This window comes from Pseudomonas sp. BF-B-26 (genome assembly GCF_019956495.1).
Classification (GTDB): Bacteria; Pseudomonadota; Gammaproteobacteria; order Pseudomonadales; family Pseudomonadaceae; genus Aquipseudomonas.
The window spans coordinates 66,176-84,403 of the sequence record NZ_JAHBDP010000069.1 but is presented as its reverse complement, the minus strand read 5'-3'; the positions used below and the strand labels follow the sequence as shown (position 1 = coordinate 84,403).

Sequence of the window (18,228 nt, the reverse complement as noted above, 5' to 3'; positions counted from 1 at the left end):
AAATGTGGGAGCGGGCTTGCTCGCGAAGGCGTCCTCAAACTCGCCAAGCCCTTCGCCAATGTTCACATCCCTGTAACCCACCCGCCGCCAAACCGTCATCCCTCGCGCCTATCTTGAAACTCCCGTCATCGCCTTGGGAGACTCGAAATGGCCCAGCCCTACGAAGAACGCAACAGCGCCGTCAGAACCCGTCGTCAGCAGGAAGACCAGCGCCGCATGGAATTTCGCCGCGCTATCGAAGATCGCTGCGAACGTCGCCAACTGCTGGCCGAGATTGGTGATTTCCCTGAGCTGGAGCTCAACTACTGGCAGGCGGCACCGGCAACTTCCCGTCGAAACGCTCAACCAGCGCGCTGATCTGCACCCGCTCGCTGCGAATAAACGCAAGGAACGCGTGCGCCACCGGTGACAGCCGTTTCGCCTTGGCTTGCACCAGGCACCAGCTGCGGTACAACGGCAGCTCTTCGACCGGCAACTCGATCAATCCGCCGGTCGCCAACTCAAGGTTCAGGGCATGACGCGTCAACAGCGCCACGCCCAGACCCGCCAGCACACATTCACGCTGTGCTTCGGCTGACGAGACTTCCTGGGTCTGGTTGAAGTGCACGCGCTTCTCTTTGAAATATTCTTCGCAAGCCAGCCGCGTCCCGGAGCCGGATTCGCGCATCAGCAACGTGTAGGGTTCAAGATCCTGCAAACGCAGCGGGCCCATGTGGCACAGCGGATGATCCGGTGGCGCCACGGCAACGATCGGGTTGTTGAGGAATGGCAAGAACTCCAGCCCCATGTCCTGCGGCACCATGGACATGATCACCAGGTCGTCGCGGTTGTCCGACAGTCGTCGAATGACCTGCCCGCGATTGACCACCGTCAGTTGCAGGTTCACTTCTGGATGTTGGCGCTTGAACGCGGCAAACAGATGCGGCACGAAATACTTGGCGCTGGATTCCACCGCCAGTTTCAGCTGACCTTGCAACGATCCCTGCATGTCAGAAAGCTGCATGTCGAGGTTTTCCAGCCGCCCGAAAATGTCCCGGCTGGCGCGTTGAAGGGCTTCGGCAGCCTCGGTCATGTAGAGCTTTTTGCCGACGTAATCGAACAAAGGTTGACCGATCAGCTCTTCAAGTTGACGAATCTGTAGGCTCACGGCAGGTTGTGTGAGAGACATTTCATCGGCTGCGCGGCTGTAGGACCTCAAATCACAGACCTCATTGAAGATCTGTAATTGACGCAATGTCATACGCATCAAGGACTTACGCATTTTATTGGCACTCTCGCCGCAGGCTGATGAGTCAACTATAAGTCTTTACTTATGCCTGACCCAATAATTAATCATTTTTGTTAATCCCTTGTGGGGGCTAGTGTGGGCCTGCGACTGAATTGAAACATTTGGTCACGCGTCGACCTGGTCTAGCAGGTCGTGGGTACCACCGGCTCAAGGGAACCTCCAAGTGATAAAAAAGATCCTGATCGCCAACCGTGGTGAGATTGCCGTACGAATCGTACGTGCCTGCGCCGAGATGGGCATTCGCTCGGTCGCGATCTATTCCGACGCCGACCGCCATGCGTTGCATGTGAAGCGTGCGGACGAGGCCCACAGCATCGGTGCCGAGCCACTGGCCGGCTACCTGAATGCGCGCAAGCTGGTGAATCTGGCGGTAGAAACCGGTTGCGATGCGCTGCACCCCGGCTACGGCTTCCTCTCGGAAAACGCTGAACTGGCAGATATCTGCGCCGAGCGCGGCATCAAGTTCATCGGTCCATCGGCTGAAGTGATTTGTCGCATGGGCGATAAGACTGAAGCCCGTCGCAGCATGATCAAGGCTGGCGTACCCGTCACCCCGGGGACCGAAGGCAACGTCGCGGATATCGCGGAAGCGTTGCTCGAAGGCGACCGCATCGGTTATCCGGTGATGCTCAAGGCAACTTCCGGTGGCGGTGGCCGTGGTATCCGTCGCTGCGACAGCCGAGAAGAACTTGAACAAGCCTTCCCGCGAGTCATTTCCGAAGCCACCAAGGCCTTTGGTTCGGCGGAAGTGTTCCTGGAAAAATGCATCGTCAATCCGAAACACATCGAAGCGCAGATCCTCGGCGACAGCTTTGGCAACGTGGTGCACCTGTTCGAGCGTGACTGCTCGATCCAGCGTCGCAACCAGAAGCTCATCGAGATCGCCCCGAGCCCGCAACTGACCCCGGAACAGCGCGCCTACATCGGCGACCTGTCGGTGCGCGCAGCCAAGGCCGTGGGTTATGAGAACGCCGGCACCGTGGAGTTCCTGCTCGCCGAGGGCGAGGTGTACTTCATGGAGATGAATACCCGGGTGCAGGTGGAACACACCATCACCGAAGAAATCACCGGCATCGACATCGTTCGCGAGCAGATTCGCATCGCCTCTGGCCTACCGCTTTCGGTGAAACAGGAAGACATCCAGCACCGCGGTTTCGCGCTGCAATTCCGGATCAACGCCGAAGACCCGAAGAACAACTTCCTGCCGAGTTTCGGCAAGATCACCCGGTACTACGCCCCCGGTGGCCCCGGCGTGCGCACCGACACGGCGATCTACACCGGTTACACCATTCCGCCGTTCTACGACTCCATGTGCCTGAAACTGGTGGTGTGGGCGCTGACCTGGGAAGAGGCGATGGACCGTGGCTTGCGCGCCCTCGACGACATGCGTCTGCAAGGGGTCAAGACCACCGCCGCGTACTACCAGGAAATCCTGCGTAACCCGGAATTCCGTAGCGGCCAGTTCAACACCAGCTTCGTTGAAAGCCACCCTGAACTGACCAACTACTCGATCAAGCGCAAACCCGAAGAGCTGGCCCTGGCCATCGCCGCCGCCATCGCCGCCCACGCAGGCCTGTGAGGAAAAGAACAATGAGCAAGAAAATCTACGTTACCGACACAATCCTGCGCGACGCTCACCAATCGCTGCTCGCGACCCGCATGCGCACTGAAGACATGCTGCCGATCTGCGACAAGCTCGACAAAGTCGGCTACTGGTCGCTGGAAGTCTGGGGCGGCGCGACCTTCGACGCCTGCGTACGCTTCCTCAAGGAAGACCCGTGGGAGCGTCTGCGCCAACTGCGCGCGGCCTTGCCTAACACTCGCCTGCAAATGCTTCTGCGTGGCCAGAACCTGCTGGGCTACCGCCACTACAGCGACGACGTGGTCAAAGCCTTCGTCGCCAAGGCTGCGGTCAATGGTATCGACGTGTTCCGCATCTTCGATGCGATGAACGACGTACGTAACCTGCGAGTCGCCATCGAAGCGGTGAAAGCCGCTGGCAAACACGCTCAAGGCACCATCGCTTACACCACCAGCCCGGTACACACCATCGAGGCGTTCGTGGCGCAAGCCAAGCAAATGGAAGCCATGGGTTGCGACTCGGTGGCGATCAAGGACATGGCTGGCCTGCTGACTCCGTACGCTACCGGCGAACTGGTCAAGGCATTGAAATCCGAGCAATCGCTGCCCGTGTTCATTCACTCGCACGACACCGCTGGTTTGGCCGCGATGTGCCAACTCAAGGCTATCGAAAACGGTGCGGACCACATCGATACCGCGATCTCCAGCTTCGCCTGGGGCACCAGCCACCCGGGCACCGAGTCGATGGTTGCCGCCCTTAAAGGCAGCGAGTTCGACACCGGACTGAATCTGGAGCTGCTGCAAGAGATCGGTCTGTACTTCTACGCCGTGCGCAAGAAATACCACCAGTTCGAAAGCGAGTTCACCGCCGTCGACACCCGCGTTCAAGTCAACCAGGTACCGGGCGGGATGATTTCCAACCTGGCCAACCAGTTGAAAGAGCAGGGCGCCCTGAACCGCATGAATGAAGTGCTGGCCGAAATCCCGCGCGTTCGTGAAGACCTCGGCTTCCCGCCGCTGGTGACCCCGACCTCGCAGATCGTCGGCACCCAGGCGTTCTTCAACGTGCTGGCCGGCGAGCGCTACAAGACCATCACCAACGAAGTGAAGCTTTACTTGCAAGGCGGCTACGGCAAGGCGCCGGGCACCGTGAACGAAAAACTGCGTCGCCAGGCCATCGGCAGCGAAGAAGTGATCGACGTGCGTCCGGCCGATCTGCTCAAGCCGGAAATGACCAAGCTGCGTGGCGAAATCGGCGCGGTGGCCAAGTCTGAAGAAGACGTGCTGACCTACGCCATGTTCCCGGACATCGGTCGCAAGTTCCTAGAAGAACGCGCCGCCGGCACCCTGACTCCAGAAGTGCTGCTGCCGATTCCTGAAGCAGGCGGTGTGACCTCGGCCGGTGGCGAAGGTGTGCCGACCGAGTTCGTCATCGATGTCCACGGCGAAACCTACCGCGTCGACATCACCGGTGTCGGCGTCAAGGCTGAAGGCAAGCGTCACTTCTACCTGTCTATCGACGGGATGCCGGAAGAAGTGGTGTTCGAACCGCTCAACGAATTCGTCAGCGGCGGCAGCAGCAAGCGCAAGCAAGCCACTGCACCGGGCCACGTCAGCACCACCATGCCGGGCAACATCGTCGACGTGCTGGTCAAGGAAGGCGACACCGTGAAAGCCGGCCAGGCCGTGCTGATCACCGAAGCGATGAAGATGGAAACCGAAGTCCAATCGGCCATCGCCGGCAAAGTCACCGCCATCCACGTGGCCAAGGGCGACCGGGTGAACCCGGGCGAAATCCTGATCGAGATCGAAGGCTGAGTTAACAGCCTCGATATACCGCTTTAAACCTCGGGGGGGCATGTGCTCCCCTTTTTTTCGCCCCGGATTCGCGGCTGTCAGAAACTCATTCGCCACTGACCCGTGACGCCGTGGTTTCGGCTGTCGGTGCCGACCTCGCCAGTGAGGCCGACGCCCAAGGTGTGTTTTGCTGACAATCCAAGGTCCAGCCCTGCATCGACCAGCAGACTGTCACGATCCAGCGACGCGCCGGAAACGGTGAAGTTTTTTCCGCCCGTCACCAATCGTTGGCGGGTATCGCTGTAGACGTCCCCGTAAGTGTGTTTCCAGCCGGCACTGAACCGCGGCGTCAGTTGCATGCCGTTATCCAGCGTGTTGAGCTTTGCCAGCCGCAGGCCGAACGTGCTGTTCAAGTTGTTCTGCGTTTGACCCTGTACCTTCAGTGCCGCTGCGCCACCTTTTTCCGTGTAAGTGTCGCGCTGATAGCGTTGGTAGCCCAGGCTGGCAAACGGTTCGATGCTGACGTTTGCCTGGCCCAGGTTGTAACCCAATTCCGCAAAGGCCTGCTGGGTGTTGGCATCGTAACGGCCTTCGGGGCGGTCGCTGAAACCTTTGAAGGCAACCCGGCGTTTAGTGCTGCCGTCGTGGTTGCTATAGGTCGCGCCTAGGCGCAGGGACATTGGTCCGTTTTGACGCAGGGCATAAGCTCCCAAATGCCAGCTGTCGAGATCGCCGTCGAGTCCACGGCTATCCAGACGCGTTTCGGATTTGCCGCTCATTACACCGATGCGCCATTCCTCATCGATGCCCCAATCCGCTCCCAGTAGCAGACCGTGGGTTGTGTATTTCAGAGCGTCGTAGTCGCGATCCAGCGTCCCACCGTGACCCAATGCTTGAAGCCAGACTCGGCCATTGTCTTCGCTGCCGGCGGCCAGGCGTGGTGCATTGCGCCTACTGGAATTGCTATAGCGACTGGCGCTGTCCAGCTGACGCATGGCCGAGAGCATGCTGGCGCTGATTGGGCTGTCACTGTTCAGGGTCGCTTTTGCAAGGTTGGCGTTTTGGCCGCCGTCCAGTTGGTCGATGGCCTGGGAGGCTGTTTCGGTGGTGGAGGCGAGCAGGGCTGTGACAGCGGCGTTCGCGGTATTGGGAGGTGTCTGCGCCGTCGGACTGGATTTTGGCTCTTCAATACTGCGGGCGAGTTCCCGACCGTTTTCGTTGGTCGCGAGATTTTCGATAGGCACTTCGTTGCGAGCGTAGGTCAGGCGGACGGCCTTTTCGTCGCCGTAGTCCGGGGTAGCCGTCATGAACGCAAGGGTGCTGCTGACTCGACCGAATGTTCCTTCGACCCGATCTGCGGAAAGTAAAGTGTGATTAGTGGTTTGTGCGTAGTCGCCTGGCAGAGCGGTAACCAGTAAAGACGCGCCGCCAAGCCTGGCGACTCCCTCGACGAAAATCGTCTGTGAAGTATCAGCGTTATCCGTTACTTCATAGGCGAGTGTGGCGCTTTCGCTAAGTGTAAGGTCCCCTCTGATGGAAGGAGCCCCCAAATTTTCACTGACCAGTAACTGACCGTCCACGTGCAAGCCGCCTACTTTACCGTAGCCGCCGTAGGTGCCTCCGTTATCGACGTACACAGTGCCTTCTATAGCGCCAAGGTTAAATAGCGTAGCGTCTTCCCTTACTTCGGCGCCTTTATGGAAGTCGTTGCTGCCGTTTAATGTCCATGCGCCTTTCGTGACCCGCAGGGCAGCAAAATTGGTTGTGTCTCCTACTGTGCCACCGTCTGCGGAGTTAAGGAGCAGACCGTTGACTCCGTTGCCGCCATCGAGTGTGCCCTCCCATCGAGCGCCTTTGTTGATGACCAGAAGGTCATTCGCGTCGCCCAATTCCAGCGAGACACCGTCGATGGTTTGGAGTGGCTTTGAAATGAGCGTGTGTGTAGTGGTGTAGTCGTTCTGGAACTCAACGAACGGGTCTACCTCCGCAGGAGCGGATGCTACTTCGGAAGCGGTGGGCTCGGGAAAGACAAGAGACTCATAGAAGGCATCATCGAAATCGACTGCAACGCTGGCAAGCGGTTCGGTTGTTACAGGCCGAACGGCCTGCTCTTCCCCCGACCCGTTTGTGGCTCGGGCAGTGTTTTCACGGGGGGCGATGAACGCCTTGATCGCGAAAAGATCATCGAAGCGCTCATTGGGCTTGGCGGTTTTTTTACGAGGTTTGGTGGCCGGCGCGTCGGAATTGACTTGAGGCTCCGGTTGCTGCGCCATGGAGACTTCTATGCAACCCACTGCAAGCGCAACGGCCAGCGCCAGGTGTTTCGGTCGGTATTTGTGTTGAACGGACATCGAGTACGGCCTCGTTTGAAGGGAGGCCAAACTCTAAGAGGCAGGCTATAGGTACCGATGTCAGCTGCTTCCCGCAGGCTTGCGGGGGTTGTCAGAAGGTTGTGTAGAAAATTGCCGGCCTCCTGAGGAAGGTGGTTTTTACCCGTTCGGGCTGATGCTTTTTCTTACAACAAATCGAGACATGGTCGGCTATCGCAAACTCGGAAACTCATCTGCCTTTCGCTAACTACGGCTCAAATACGCCTTCCCATAATGCCGCTCCATCCGCGCCTGAATCAGCTCCAGCCCAATCGACATCAGCCAATAAATCACCGCCGCTGTTGTCAGCATCTCGATGTAGCGATAGCTCGAGCGCCCATACGATTGCGCCAAAAACATCACTTCCCAAACCCCCATTACCGAGATCAGCGAGGAGTCTTTGAGCATCGAGATGAATTGGTTGGTGGTCGGCGGGATGATGGTGCGCATGGCCTGGGGCAGGGTGACGCGCCAGAAGATCACGGTTTCGCGCATGCCCAGGGCCAGGGACGCTTCGCGTTGGCCGTGGGGGACACCGAGGATGCCGGCGCGGAAGATTTCGCTCAGGTAGGCGCCGTAGTTCAGCGACAGGGCGATGATGCCGGCGGCAATGGCGCCCGGGACGATGCCGAGTTGTGGCAGGCCGAGGTAGATCAGCAGGATCTGGATCAGTAGTGGTGTGCCACGAAAGAACGAGGCATAGAAGCTCGCAATTCCGAAGGCCACGGCACTTTTCGACAGCCGCGCCAGGGCGGTGATGAAGCCCAGCAGCGAGGAAGTCACGATCGAGCACAGGCATAGAAACAAAGTCAGCGCCGCGCCCTGCAGGAAGCCGTTAGGCGCCAGGTGCAGGCCGATCAGGTTCGGCAGTTTGTCGAGGATGATCGAGAACTTCAGGTCGAAGCTCAGGAAGAAGCTGGCGAACAACCCGAGCATCGCTGCCCAGGTCAGGTACAGCCGCGTGCGAAAACCGAAGATCCGTTGCAGCCGCGACTCAGCCACCGGTTGCGGCGGCTGGGGAGGTTTTGGGAAAGAAGTCATTTGCTGATGTCGGCGCCGATCCATTTTTGCGACAGCTTGCTCAGGGTGCCGTCCTGTTTCAGCTGAGCGAAGACGTCACGCACTTTGGCGTCCCACTGGGCGTCGCCTTTTTCAATGGCCACCGAGTTTGGTTCCGAGTACAGCGGCTTGCCGGCGAGCTTGAAGCGTTTGTCCTCGGTCAGGCGCGGTTGGGCGGTGACAAGGTTGGTGAGGATCGCGTCCAGTCGAACGCCGGCGCCCAGGCCGAGGTCCTGGAATGCCACGTTGTCAGTGTCATACGGCGCGATCTGCACGTCCTCGAACGGGTACTGCAATTGAGTGTCTTCGGCGCCTTCGATTACCAGGTTTTTGTTCAGGTAGCTTTCGTAGCTGGAGGCACTGGTGAGGCCGACTTTCTTGCCACTCAAGTCCTTGGCGCCGTGGATGCTGTCGTCCTTGGCGTTGACCACGATCACCGCAGGCGAGGCGTAGTACTCGACCGGGAAGTCGAAGACCTCGGCGCGGGCCTTGCTCGGGGTCATGGAGCAGATGCAGATGTCGTAGCGCCCACTCCAGCGGCCAGCGGCGATCACGTCCCAGGACGGGGTTTCGAGGCGCAGTCTGACGCCCAGTTTGTCTGCCACGGCCTTGGCCACGTCGACGTCGAATCCATCGAGCTGGTTCTGATCATTGAGGAACGAGAAGGGTGGATAGCTTTCCATCAACACGCCCACGAGCTCTTTGTTTTTTTCGACGCGATCCAGCGTGGCGCCGCCAAAGGCTTGGGTGGAGGCAGCCAGAATCGTCAGGCCCAGGGCCAGGAGTGGTTGGAATTTCACAGTCGATCCCTGATAAAAAAGAGGTTGTTATTAACCGGATGGTGCGTATTAAATAGTTATAAGAACGACTCTGATAGTGAGTTATTTTCATAAGCTTATGAGTGAAAAGCATATGGGCACAGCAAGCACGGTAATTCTGGATGGCGGCATGGGTCGTGAGTTGCAGCGTCGAGGCGCGCCGTTCAGACAGCCCGAGTGGTCGGCGCTGGCCTTGAGCGAAGCGCCGCAAGCGGTAGAGGCGGTGCACACGGCTTATATCGAAAGCGGTGCGAACGTGATCACCAGCAACAGTTACGCAGTGGTGCCGTTTCACATTGGCGAAGCGCGTTTTGCAGCAGAAGGGCAGGCGCTCGCGGCGTTGGCCGGTGAGCTGGCGCGGCGCGCTGTAGAGGCTTCGGGTAAAGCGGTGCGCGTGGCCGGCTCATTGCCGCCGCTGTTTGGGTCCTATCGTCCGGACCTTTTCGACGCTGCTCGGGCGACTGAATTGTTGGCGCCGCTGGTGAAGGGGTTGGCGCCTCATGTCGATCTGTGGCTGGCGGAAACCCAGAGCTCGATCATTGAAGCGCGAGCGATCCACGCCGGTCTGCCAACGGACGGCAAGCCGTTCTGGCTGTCGTTTACCCTGAAGGATGAAGACACGGATGAAGTGCCGCGCCTGCGTTCGGGTGAGTCGGTGGCTGAAGCCGCCACCGTGGCGGCGGAGCTGGGCGTCGAGACGTTGCTGTTCAACTGCAGCCAGCCGGAAGTGATCGGTGCTGCGATTGATGCCGCGCGGGAAACCTTCGAACGTCTGGGGGTGAAAATTCACATCGGCGCGTACGCCAATGCCTTCCCGCCGCAACCGAAAGAGGCCACGGCCAACGACGGTCTGGACCCGCTGCGCGAAGATCTCGATCCGCCGGGTTATTTGCAGTGGGCGGCTGATTGGAAAGAACGCGGCGCCAGTCATTTAGGTGGTTGCTGCGGGATTGGGCCGGAGCATATTGCGGTACTTGCCCAGAAATTGGCGTGAAGCCATTCGCGAGCAAGCCCGCTCCCACATTGGATCGGGCTAATCACACAGTGTGAGCGACCCCAAACCCTGTGGGAGCGGGCTTGCCCGCGAAGGCGTCGGTCAGGTCGCCGAAGATTACCCGCGGCACTCGGCCAGGGTTTTCACCTGCCCCGAATCCGTCTGGTTCTCATCGGACAGCCAGCGCTCAAACCCCGCCCCGATTGCTGGCCATTCCGAGTCCAGAATCGAATACCACGCCGTATCCCGATTCTGTCCCTTGACCACCATGTGCTGGCGGAACACCCCTTCAAAGCTGAACCCCAGCCGCTCGGCCGCGTATTTGGAGCGGGCGTTGCCGTTGTTGCACTTCCACTCCAGACGGCGATAACCCAGCGCAAAGGATTCCCTGGCGAGCAAATAAACCGCCTCGGTGCTTTTCGGCGAGCGCTGCATCGGCGCACCGAAAGTGACATGGCCGATCTCGATTCGGCCTTGCGAAGGAACAATCGACATCAAACTGAGGAGGCCTTGCACATCGCCGCTGGCACGGTCGATCACACTGAAAAAATATGGATCGCTATTGGCCGCGTGATTGTTCAGCCAATCGTTGAACGCACTGCGTTCCGGGAACGGCCCGTAAGGCAAATAGTCCCAGAGTTTCGGGTCGGAACCCGGGCCTTGCAGGGCCTTCCACAATCCGTCGGCATGACGCGCCGGATCGAGTTTTTCCAGGCGGATGAAACGCCCTTCAATGGTTTGGACGGATGGCGCCGGAACGCCTTTCCAGTCGGCGAGTGAAGTCGACATGCTGTTCTCCTTGAACCTTACAGGGCTTTGCGAAACTGGATGAAACCGGGGCGTTCGGCGATGCGCTCGTAGAGCTGGATCGCGGTGGCGTTGGTTTCGTGGGTCAGCCAGTGGACCTTGCAGCAACCGTCCTCTTTGGCTGTGGCGTAAACGAATTCGATCAACTGCCGGCCGACGCCAGTGCCGCGGGTTTCAGGCGTTACCAACAGGTCTTGCAGGTAGCAGGAGTTTTCGATGCTCCAGTTCGAACGATGGTAGATGAAGTGCACCATGCCCACCGCTTTGCCATTGGCCCAGGCCAGCGCGGCATGGGTCGGTTCGCTCGGGTCGAGCAGGCGTTGCCAGGTGCTTTGGGTGACGGCCTCAGGCAGTTCGGTGTTGTAGAAACGCAGGTACGCTTGCCACAAGGGCAACCAGGCGGCGTGGTCGTCGGCGGTGACCTGGCGGATGTCGATCTGACTCATGTTCGTTCCTTAACGCATCAAGTGGGCGAGGGCCTGGTCGTGCACATCGGGGCTGGCGGCAAGCCCCTCGCGCACACCGGTGATGTCTGCAGCGTTGCGGTTCTGGCTGAACTTGCGTTTGCCTTCCAGGCGCTGGATCGGCAAGGCAAAACCGACGATGGCCTTGAGCATTCCGTCAATGTAGTCGGCGGGCGCATCGGCGACCTTCCATGGACTGGCGCGACCCGCTTCATGACGATCAGTCAGCGCACTGACCAGCGTGCGCAGGCGATCGGCATCGGTGAATACTTCGGCCGTGCCGTACGCATGCACGGCGACGTAATTCCAGGTCGGCACGACTTTGCCATGCTCGGCTTTGCTCGGGTAAAACCCCGGGCTGACGTAAGCGTCGGCACCGGCAAAAATCACCAGGGCTTCGGCGCCGTTCTGCAGTTCCTTCCATTGCGGATTGGCCTTGGCAAAGTGTCCGTAAAGCGTGCCATTCGGGCCCTGGTCTGAACTCAACAGCAGCGGCAAATGGCTGGCTTGCAGACCTTGTTCCCCGTGTGTGACCAACACCGCGAGGCGGGTGCCGAGTATCTGCTTGTGCAGTTCATGCAAATCATCGATGGCAAAGCTGCTTGGCGTGTACATGGAGATTTTCCTTGGCGAATGCCTGCATCCTAGGCAGGCTATTGGTCTGTTGTAAGAGCCATTAACGACCAATTTCATAGGTCCATTGCCATGACCCGCGAGCCACTGTCCTTGTCATTCAACCCGGCGGGTATCGAACTCGATCGCCGTCAGGGTTTGAGTCGTCAGCTCTATCAAGCCTTGCGGGTGCGAGTACTCGACGGTCGGCTGGCCAGCGGTACGCGATTACCGGCCAGTCGCGATCTGGCGGCGGCGTTGTCGATTTCCCGAAACAGCGTGGTTCGGGCCTACGATCAGCTCTACGCCGAGGGCTTTATTGAAGGACGTGTGGGTGACGGGACATATGTCGCGCAATTGCCTCAATCCGTGTTGCCGGTGAAAAAACTATCCACAAAAGTATCCACAGGGTTGTCAACAGGGTTACCCACAGCCTTATCCACAAATTGGCTGGATTTACCTGTGGTTTCATCCAGCAAAGTTATCCACAGCGGTGCACTCGGACGCGTGGAAAAGAACCATTTGGCCTTGCCGCCGAGTGGTCCGCCCCGTGCGTTTCGGGTCGGTGTTCCGGCGTTCGACCTGTTTCCTTTCGAGGTTTGGGCCAAGCTGAATGCGGCTTTCTGGCGTAAACCGGATTTGCAGCAGTTGTGTTATGGCGATCCGGCAGGCGACGCCCGTTTGCGCGGCCTGATTGCCGCGTATTTGCGCAGCTCCCGGGGGATGCAGTGCACGGCTGAGCAAATAGTGATCACCAGTGGCGCACAGCAGGGGATTAGCCTTTGTGCACAGCTGCTGGTTGAGCCAGGCGATGGCGTCGCGATCGAGAATCCAGGATATCGGGCGGCAGGTCATGCATTCGCCGTGGCCGGTGCGCGATTGCACGGGGTGGCGGTGGACAGCGAGGGCATCGACTGCACCGAATTGAACGGGCTCGACGATTGTCGATTGGCCTATGTCACGCCGTCGCATCAATACCCGACCGGGGTGGTGATGAGTCTGGCGCGGCGGCTGGAGTTGTTGGCCTGGGCCGAGCGAACCGAGGGTTGGATCGTCGAGGATGATTACGATGGCGAGTACCGTTACAGCGGCGCGCCACTGGCACCGCTGGCTGCGCTGGATCGTCACGGGCGGGTGCTCTACGTCGGCACGTTCGGCAAAGTGGCTTTCCCGGCATTGCGCCTGGGTTATCTGGTGCTGCCACCGGCATTGGTGGACGCTTTCGCCCAGCGTCGCGCGGTCGATGTTCGGCATTCCGAGGTGAGCACCCAGGCCGTCATGGCCGAGTTCATGGCGGCCGGGCATTTCCAACGGCACATCCGCCGCATGCGTCGCGCTGCGTTGAGTCGCCGCAACACGCTTCTGGCCAACTGGCCCTCGGACATTCCCGGGGTTGGCAGCCTGCCGAGTGTGGCGGCAGGGCTGCACTTGACGGTGGCGGTCGACACTCAGGCCCGCGAGCGCGAACTGATTGAAGCCGCCGCCAGCGTCGATGTCGAGATCAATGGCCTGAGCAGCTACTGGTTGCCGGATTCGAGCACCCCGGCGGATCAGCGAGCGGGGCTGGTGCTCGGTTTTGCGGCGGTGCCGGAAGCGGCCATCGAATCAGCGCTTGCGCGTTTGCGCAGTACCTGGCGCCGGTAAAGGGCGCACTGGTGATTCGACGCAGTACGTAGTCGGCTGCAGGATCGTCTTTTCATCTCGCTGTGCAATGTCTTGGACGCTGACAGCGAGATGAACGGGAGAGCTGGTCGGTGGAGGGTGCGTCAGGAAGTGCTCACCTTGGGAAGGAACAGCGATCGGGCCAGCTGAGGGCTGATCCTGCTGCGATAGATCTCGATCGCTTCCTGGTTGCTGGTGCTTGCCCCTATATCGACACTGCCAAGCAGCCGTTGCTCGCGGGTTTTCAAATGAGCGGCGGTATAGGCCTGGACCTCGTCCTTGAGCTGGGCGTAGTGAAAGTGGGCGTACCAAAGCACGCGGGCGGTGGTGGCTTCCCGCACTTCGTATTCCTGCAGATAGTCCCGGCGCTGCCCTTTGAGTCGACGTCGGTCTCCCACGTGCACGATGTCGACTTCGCCTTTGCTGTGTAACCACTCGACGCGGGCGGCGGTAGGCGGTTGTCGTTTGGTCATTTCAAGCCGCAGGCGATGGCCTTCGGCATAGAGTCGGGTGGTTTGTGTGGCCAGTTGCGTCAATACCGGTTGTGCCTCGTTCGTATGATCCAGCGTGGCATTGCTTTGGATGAGCGCTGCGTTGATCGCCTTGGCGGCTTCTTCAAGGCGAGAGGCCTGCTGGTGGAACGCTTCCTCTATTTCCACCGGGAGCTGCCAGGACTGTTTTGAGTCAGCTTCGGCACGTTGCATAAAGGCGGGCAGAGAATCCAGCAGCGATTGTCCTGCCGTTATGCGTGCCCCCGGGTCAGGCAGGCGCCCTTTGGGAGCCTGCGGTTTCTTCGTCAGCCGTTCGACCCAGACCCCAGGGGTCTTTTCGTGGAAAGTGGCGATCACCTTGCCGGTCACCGGGGCTGTGACGTCCACGAGGACCATTTTTCCCGGCGCGTTTTTCCGGGTATGTCCGATCAGGGTGCCTTTGAAGCGCGTCGTGATGACCCTCTTGTTTGATGCCGATGAGGTGCGTGACGGGCCGGGCACAGGCTCCAGGAGTCGCTGCTCGCGCAGCAAGTCCGCCAGATGCCTTACGGTCTGTTGATTGAACTCCTCGATACGGCCCTGCAGTCGCACAAATTGCTTTTGCACGATCTGCTCCTGGTAGGTCGCTGTGAAGCTCTTGAGGCGCTGTTCGATGGCGGCGAACTGGTCGACCAGACTGTTCAAGGCCTCGATCCGGTCACCCGTGTTCAGCAGCTGCTCATCACCCATCAACTCCATTGCACTATTCACCGTCAGATCGGCATCTTCGACAATCTGCTCGATGGAAGCTTTGGCTGCAGACCGTTCGGGCGTTTCGCCAGATTTGAGGCACAGCTCGCGGGCAAGGGTGACTTGTAGGGACTTGAGGTCCGGGAGGTTGAATTTAGGCAGTGATTTTTGGTAATCGAGGAGCAATTGCTCAGCGTTTTTGCCCAGTCGCCTCAACTCCTGGAAGCGCAACTGAGCGAACTCGACCTTCTGAATAATCCCTTCGGTCAGGTCTGACATGGTTTCAAACGTCCCGGTGGGAGGAGGAGAGCCGCTTTTTTCTTCGGCATCGAGATGTTCCGTGGTCAGCTTCAGGGCATCGACGAATGCCGGGTATTTCTCGTCGATCCAGGTTTGGTTGAAAAACAGTTGAGTTCCCAGCATTTCGATCATCGCGACGCGATAGTTGGGCACTTCTTCGACCAGACTGAGCGATTTGACTTTCTCGATCGTCGTTTCATATTCGACGGTGCGTTCCTCAAGTTTTTCGAGAAATGTTTGTCGAGCGGCATCGACTGTTTCTGCGGGAGCCTCTTTCATGGCTTTGTAGGCGTCGGTAATACTTTTTCGTTTGGCCGCCATCTGCGCATCGAAAACGGCCAGATGAGTCTTGATCTCGGCGGTCTTGCTTGCGTTGGCCTTTTGCAATGCCTTGAGCCTGCTTTTCTTGCCGCCACCCCGCAGTCGCAGCCTGATATCGATCACCCATTCGCCTTTGGAATTGTTGATCAACAAGGGGCCGGTGATGGAAGGTTGCTTGCGGGTATCGATGATCTGAACGATTTCATCGTCGTTCATGAAGACTTCGAACCATCGTTCGCCAACCGGGGCATAGTATTTGGACTGATGTGCATAGAGGTGTTTGTACAAGCCTTCGGTACTGGCCGCTCCGAGTCCTTGCGGTTTGGGGATTTTGTATCGGTCCAGGGTTGGCCCAAGCCCTGCGCTGTTGTTATTGAGTACGGTTGTTGGGTGAAGCGAGGACTGGTGTTCAGCCGGCAGATAATCGTCAGCAATATCAGGCAGTTGTATGCTGGCCGGGGTCTGGGCCGGAGGACTTTTCTGCGTGCCGGCAATAACGGGCTTTTCGGTCTGCGATACACGGTCCCGTTCGGGTTGGCGTCGGGCGGTCGCGTGGTGAGCCAGCACCATGCCCAGGGTCAGGAACAAGTCGGTCAGGGCGGACCATTGTGCCGTCGTATCCTGGTTTTCCCGGGCCTCGATGCCTTCTTGCAGATCGTCCAGAATCTGCCAGATCCACGCAGCCGTTCCGGCGGTTCGACCGAGAAACGGCAACACGGCGCTGAATATCATCCAGGCGTGTTGTTTGAAACTGGCCCAGCGGCTTTCGGCATTGGACACCGAATCCCGCTCGCTCTTCATGATCAGCGCGTTGGCGTTGGCCTTGAACAGTTTCATCAGGCGGTCGTGTTCGATCACTTTCTGCCCGAACGACACCGGCCCGCTCATCTGCCGGGCAATGCTTGAGTCGACCAGCAGTTGTGACAACGTCCAGACCGAAGGCAATTCCCCCGGGAAGACATACTGCGAATAGTTGAACCGAACGTTGTCCGGCAACCATGCCAGGGTTGATGCCCGCAGCTCCTTGGAGTGTTTGATCGCATACAGCAGGTTGGCGGCCGTGGGGTACTGCGTCAGCGGTTGCTCAAGCAGTGGGCGATAGAGAATGCAGGGCCCCTTGTCCATGTCCCGTGGCCCGATCACAAACATGTTGGTGACTTCATCAGGGGTTTTGTCATTCCGCTGGCTGGGGATGAACGCCAGCGGGCGGATGACGATCTCTTGTCCGTCGACCCACCGGTCGGCGTTCAGCACATTCATTGCCGCCACGACGTAGCGATAGCCCTTTTCGTCGATGCCATGTTCGCCCAGGATTTTGCTTTGCAATGCTTGCAGCGCCAGCTGAATACGCAGGTTACTGGCGTAGAGGCGTTGACGCCGCAGCGATTCCAGCGGGTCATCCAGTAGCTTGCTCTTGACCCACGCGGGGTAGGTCGCACCGATATCGACAGCGCTGATGGCCGTCTTGACATAGTCGGCCGTCATCCAGGTCGGCACCGCTGTGCCGTCTTTGTACTGCACCGACTGGTTGCCCAGCGGAAGGGCGATGAGGTTCTCAAGTGCCAGTTCGGCAAGGTCCAGGCGTTTGGTCTCGCTCATGCCGGGAGCCGTGAATGTCCCCCACACCACTTGACTGACAATAACGATCTCGACGTTCTCGAGCTTCATGGTGGCAACGTCGCTGTGGCTTTTGAGCATGTGGGCCCGAAGTGCATCCAGCGCGAATGTCTTGATCGGAGCAATATCGTCGTCGAAGGATTTTCCGCTGTTACGCAGTTGCAGCAGCGCCAGATCGAACAGGTGTCGGCTGTAGCAACCCAGATCGAATGGCGAAGCGTTTTTCAGCCATTCGGGGATCAGCCGCTGCACCTTTTCGAAGTGCGAATCCTGCTCGGTTTGAGTCCTGCCGCTCACCTCTGCTGCGGGATGGGTGAGGGTGTTGATCGCCGGCCTGTTGGTCCGTTTTGCAATCTCCAGGCTGGCAATAGCATCAGCCTGGAGCGCAATCAGTGCGATGGCCTGATGATCAAAAAAATTCCCGGAGGGTTCGAACAGGCGCCATTGAAGCGTGGCCTCGGGGGGCAGCTTTTCAACATACTTCGGCAAGACCTCGCCCAGCTTTTCCAACGATTCATACGCCAGAAAGCCCGTTGCGATGGAGTGGGTCAGAACGATCGTGCGTGTCCCGACGGTGCCGATCACGACGGTCAGATCCGTACGATTGAGGTGGCTGGACACTGCGCCATCGAGCCGGTCGAGGTCGATCAGGCAGACCCGAATCTTGTAGGTGTCATGGGGGGTACGCAACTTTGCATCGGGATAGTTGAAGACATTGCTCGCAATGGCCAGCTGGTGCACATCCCAACCCTCAACTTTTTTTACATTCCAGACCTGGCGCAATGACTGCGACAACTCCTGCCAACGCAGGGTCGTGCCATGGGTGGGTCGGTCCCAGTACTCGAGTTGTTGTTCCTGATAAGCCACCAACAGGAGGGGGGACAGCTTATTGATCAGGCGTCCTATCGCATCGATCTTGACCGGAAGGTGGATAGGCGTAGTCGCTCCGGGATTCAGGCTCAGGAAATGTTCACCGTCGAGATAGGTCACCGACTCGCCTGAGCCGGAGTGCCGCAGCAGCGTGTCCGTCAATGACTCGAATCTCAATGATCCGGGGTGGACAGTCCCGGCGATGATTTTCCAGGTCGGTGTGACGACCATCGCCATTGCGGGGTTAATGTCCAATTGTGGGTACAGCTTTTTCAGGTCGTCTCGAAGAATACGAGTGGCCACCTCCCTGATAGAGGGGCCAGTGACCAGTTGGGTGAGCAGATCACTTGGATTGCTGGATGCCGCATCGGCTTCGACAGCATTCGTTTCGGTAGAAGACATGTGCATTCCTTTCTGAGTGGCTGGGACGTGTGCGCCAACGCGTCGGT

Annotated in this window: 13 protein-coding genes; 5 read left to right on the top strand and 8 right to left on the bottom strand. The window is 58.9% G+C overall.

What is annotated here, in order from left to right:
- The first annotated feature begins 147 nt into the window (after positions 1-147).
- Positions 148-357 (top strand): PA3496 family putative envelope integrity protein, encoded by a 210-nt coding sequence (locus KGB03_RS12835; RefSeq protein WP_008156646.1) that lies wholly within the window; start codon positions 148-150, stop codon positions 355-357.
- On the opposite strand, the gene KGB03_RS12830 is transcribed toward KGB03_RS12835, so the two are convergent.
- Positions 299-1,261, bottom strand: a complete 963-nt coding sequence (locus KGB03_RS12830; RefSeq protein WP_008007793.1) for a LysR family transcriptional regulator — start codon at positions 1,259-1,261, stop codon at positions 299-301. The genes KGB03_RS12835 and KGB03_RS12830 overlap by 59 nt on opposite strands.
- A gap of 190 nt (positions 1,262-1,451) precedes the next feature.
- Between KGB03_RS12830 and KGB03_RS12825 the strand changes: the two genes are divergently transcribed.
- Together KGB03_RS12825 and oadA are read left to right on the top strand one after the other, a co-directional pair.
- Complete coding sequence (locus KGB03_RS12825) at positions 1,452-2,867, top strand: acetyl-CoA carboxylase biotin carboxylase subunit (RefSeq protein ID WP_223527216.1); 1,416 nt, start codon at positions 1,452-1,454, stop codon at positions 2,865-2,867.
- Positions 2,868-2,878: 11 nt separating this feature from the next.
- Positions 2,879-4,687, top strand: coding sequence for a sodium-extruding oxaloacetate decarboxylase subunit alpha (gene oadA / locus KGB03_RS12820; protein WP_192408814.1), 1,809 nt, complete (start codon positions 2,879-2,881; stop codon positions 4,685-4,687).
- Positions 4,688-4,764: 77 nt separating this feature from the next.
- Here oadA and KGB03_RS12815 read toward each other — a convergent pair whose 3' ends face one another.
- The 3 genes from KGB03_RS12815 to KGB03_RS12805 all read right to left on the bottom strand — a co-directional run bounded on the left by KGB03_RS12815 (position 4,765) and on the right by KGB03_RS12805 (position 8,894).
- Positions 4,765-7,017, bottom strand: a complete 2,253-nt coding sequence (locus tag KGB03_RS12815; RefSeq protein ID WP_223527215.1) for an autotransporter domain-containing protein — start codon at positions 7,015-7,017, stop codon at positions 4,765-4,767.
- Between the two features lie 222 nt (positions 7,018-7,239).
- Entirely contained in the window at positions 7,240-8,076 is an 837-nt protein-coding gene (locus tag KGB03_RS12810; protein WP_111448219.1) for an amino acid ABC transporter permease, read from the bottom strand.
- Positions 8,073-8,894, bottom strand: coding sequence for an ABC transporter substrate-binding protein (locus KGB03_RS12805; RefSeq protein WP_192408818.1), 822 nt, complete (start codon positions 8,892-8,894; stop codon positions 8,073-8,075). The genes KGB03_RS12810 and KGB03_RS12805 overlap by 4 nt, the downstream gene beginning before the upstream one ends.
- Positions 8,895-9,006: 112 nt before the next feature.
- On the opposite strand from KGB03_RS12805, the gene KGB03_RS12800 reads away from it, so the two are divergent.
- Positions 9,007-9,906, top strand: a complete 900-nt coding sequence (locus tag KGB03_RS12800; protein WP_223527214.1) for a homocysteine S-methyltransferase family protein — start codon at positions 9,007-9,009, stop codon at positions 9,904-9,906.
- Between the two features lie 117 nt (positions 9,907-10,023).
- Here KGB03_RS12800 and KGB03_RS12795 read toward each other — a convergent pair whose 3' ends face one another.
- Genes KGB03_RS12795 through KGB03_RS12785 form a run of 3 tightly spaced genes read right to left on the bottom strand, consistent with a single transcriptional unit; the run spans position 10,024 to position 11,792 of the window.
- A complete protein-coding gene (locus KGB03_RS12795) occupies positions 10,024-10,695 on the bottom strand; it encodes a GNAT family N-acetyltransferase (protein ID WP_223527213.1) in 672 nt (223 codons plus the stop codon).
- 17 nt (positions 10,696-10,712) lie between these two features.
- Positions 10,713-11,159 (bottom strand): GNAT family N-acetyltransferase, encoded by a 447-nt coding sequence (locus tag KGB03_RS12790; protein ID WP_223527212.1) that lies wholly within the window; start codon positions 11,157-11,159, stop codon positions 10,713-10,715.
- Between the two features lie 9 nt (positions 11,160-11,168).
- Positions 11,169-11,792, bottom strand: coding sequence for an FMN-binding negative transcriptional regulator (locus KGB03_RS12785; protein WP_223527211.1), 624 nt, complete (start codon positions 11,790-11,792; stop codon positions 11,169-11,171).
- Positions 11,793-11,882: 90 nt separating this feature from the next.
- Here KGB03_RS12785 and KGB03_RS12780 point away from each other — a divergent pair, with 90 nt between their 5' ends.
- Positions 11,883-13,433 (top strand): PLP-dependent aminotransferase family protein, encoded by a 1,551-nt coding sequence (locus tag KGB03_RS12780; protein WP_218536553.1) that lies wholly within the window; start codon positions 11,883-11,885, stop codon positions 13,431-13,433.
- 122 nt (positions 13,434-13,555) lie between these two features.
- Here the strand turns inward: KGB03_RS12780 and KGB03_RS12775 are convergent, their stop codons facing one another.
- Complete coding sequence (locus KGB03_RS12775) at positions 13,556-18,181, bottom strand: dermonecrotic toxin domain-containing protein (protein ID WP_223527210.1); 4,626 nt, start codon at positions 18,179-18,181, stop codon at positions 13,556-13,558.
- Between the last annotated feature and the right edge of the window lie 47 nt (positions 18,182-18,228).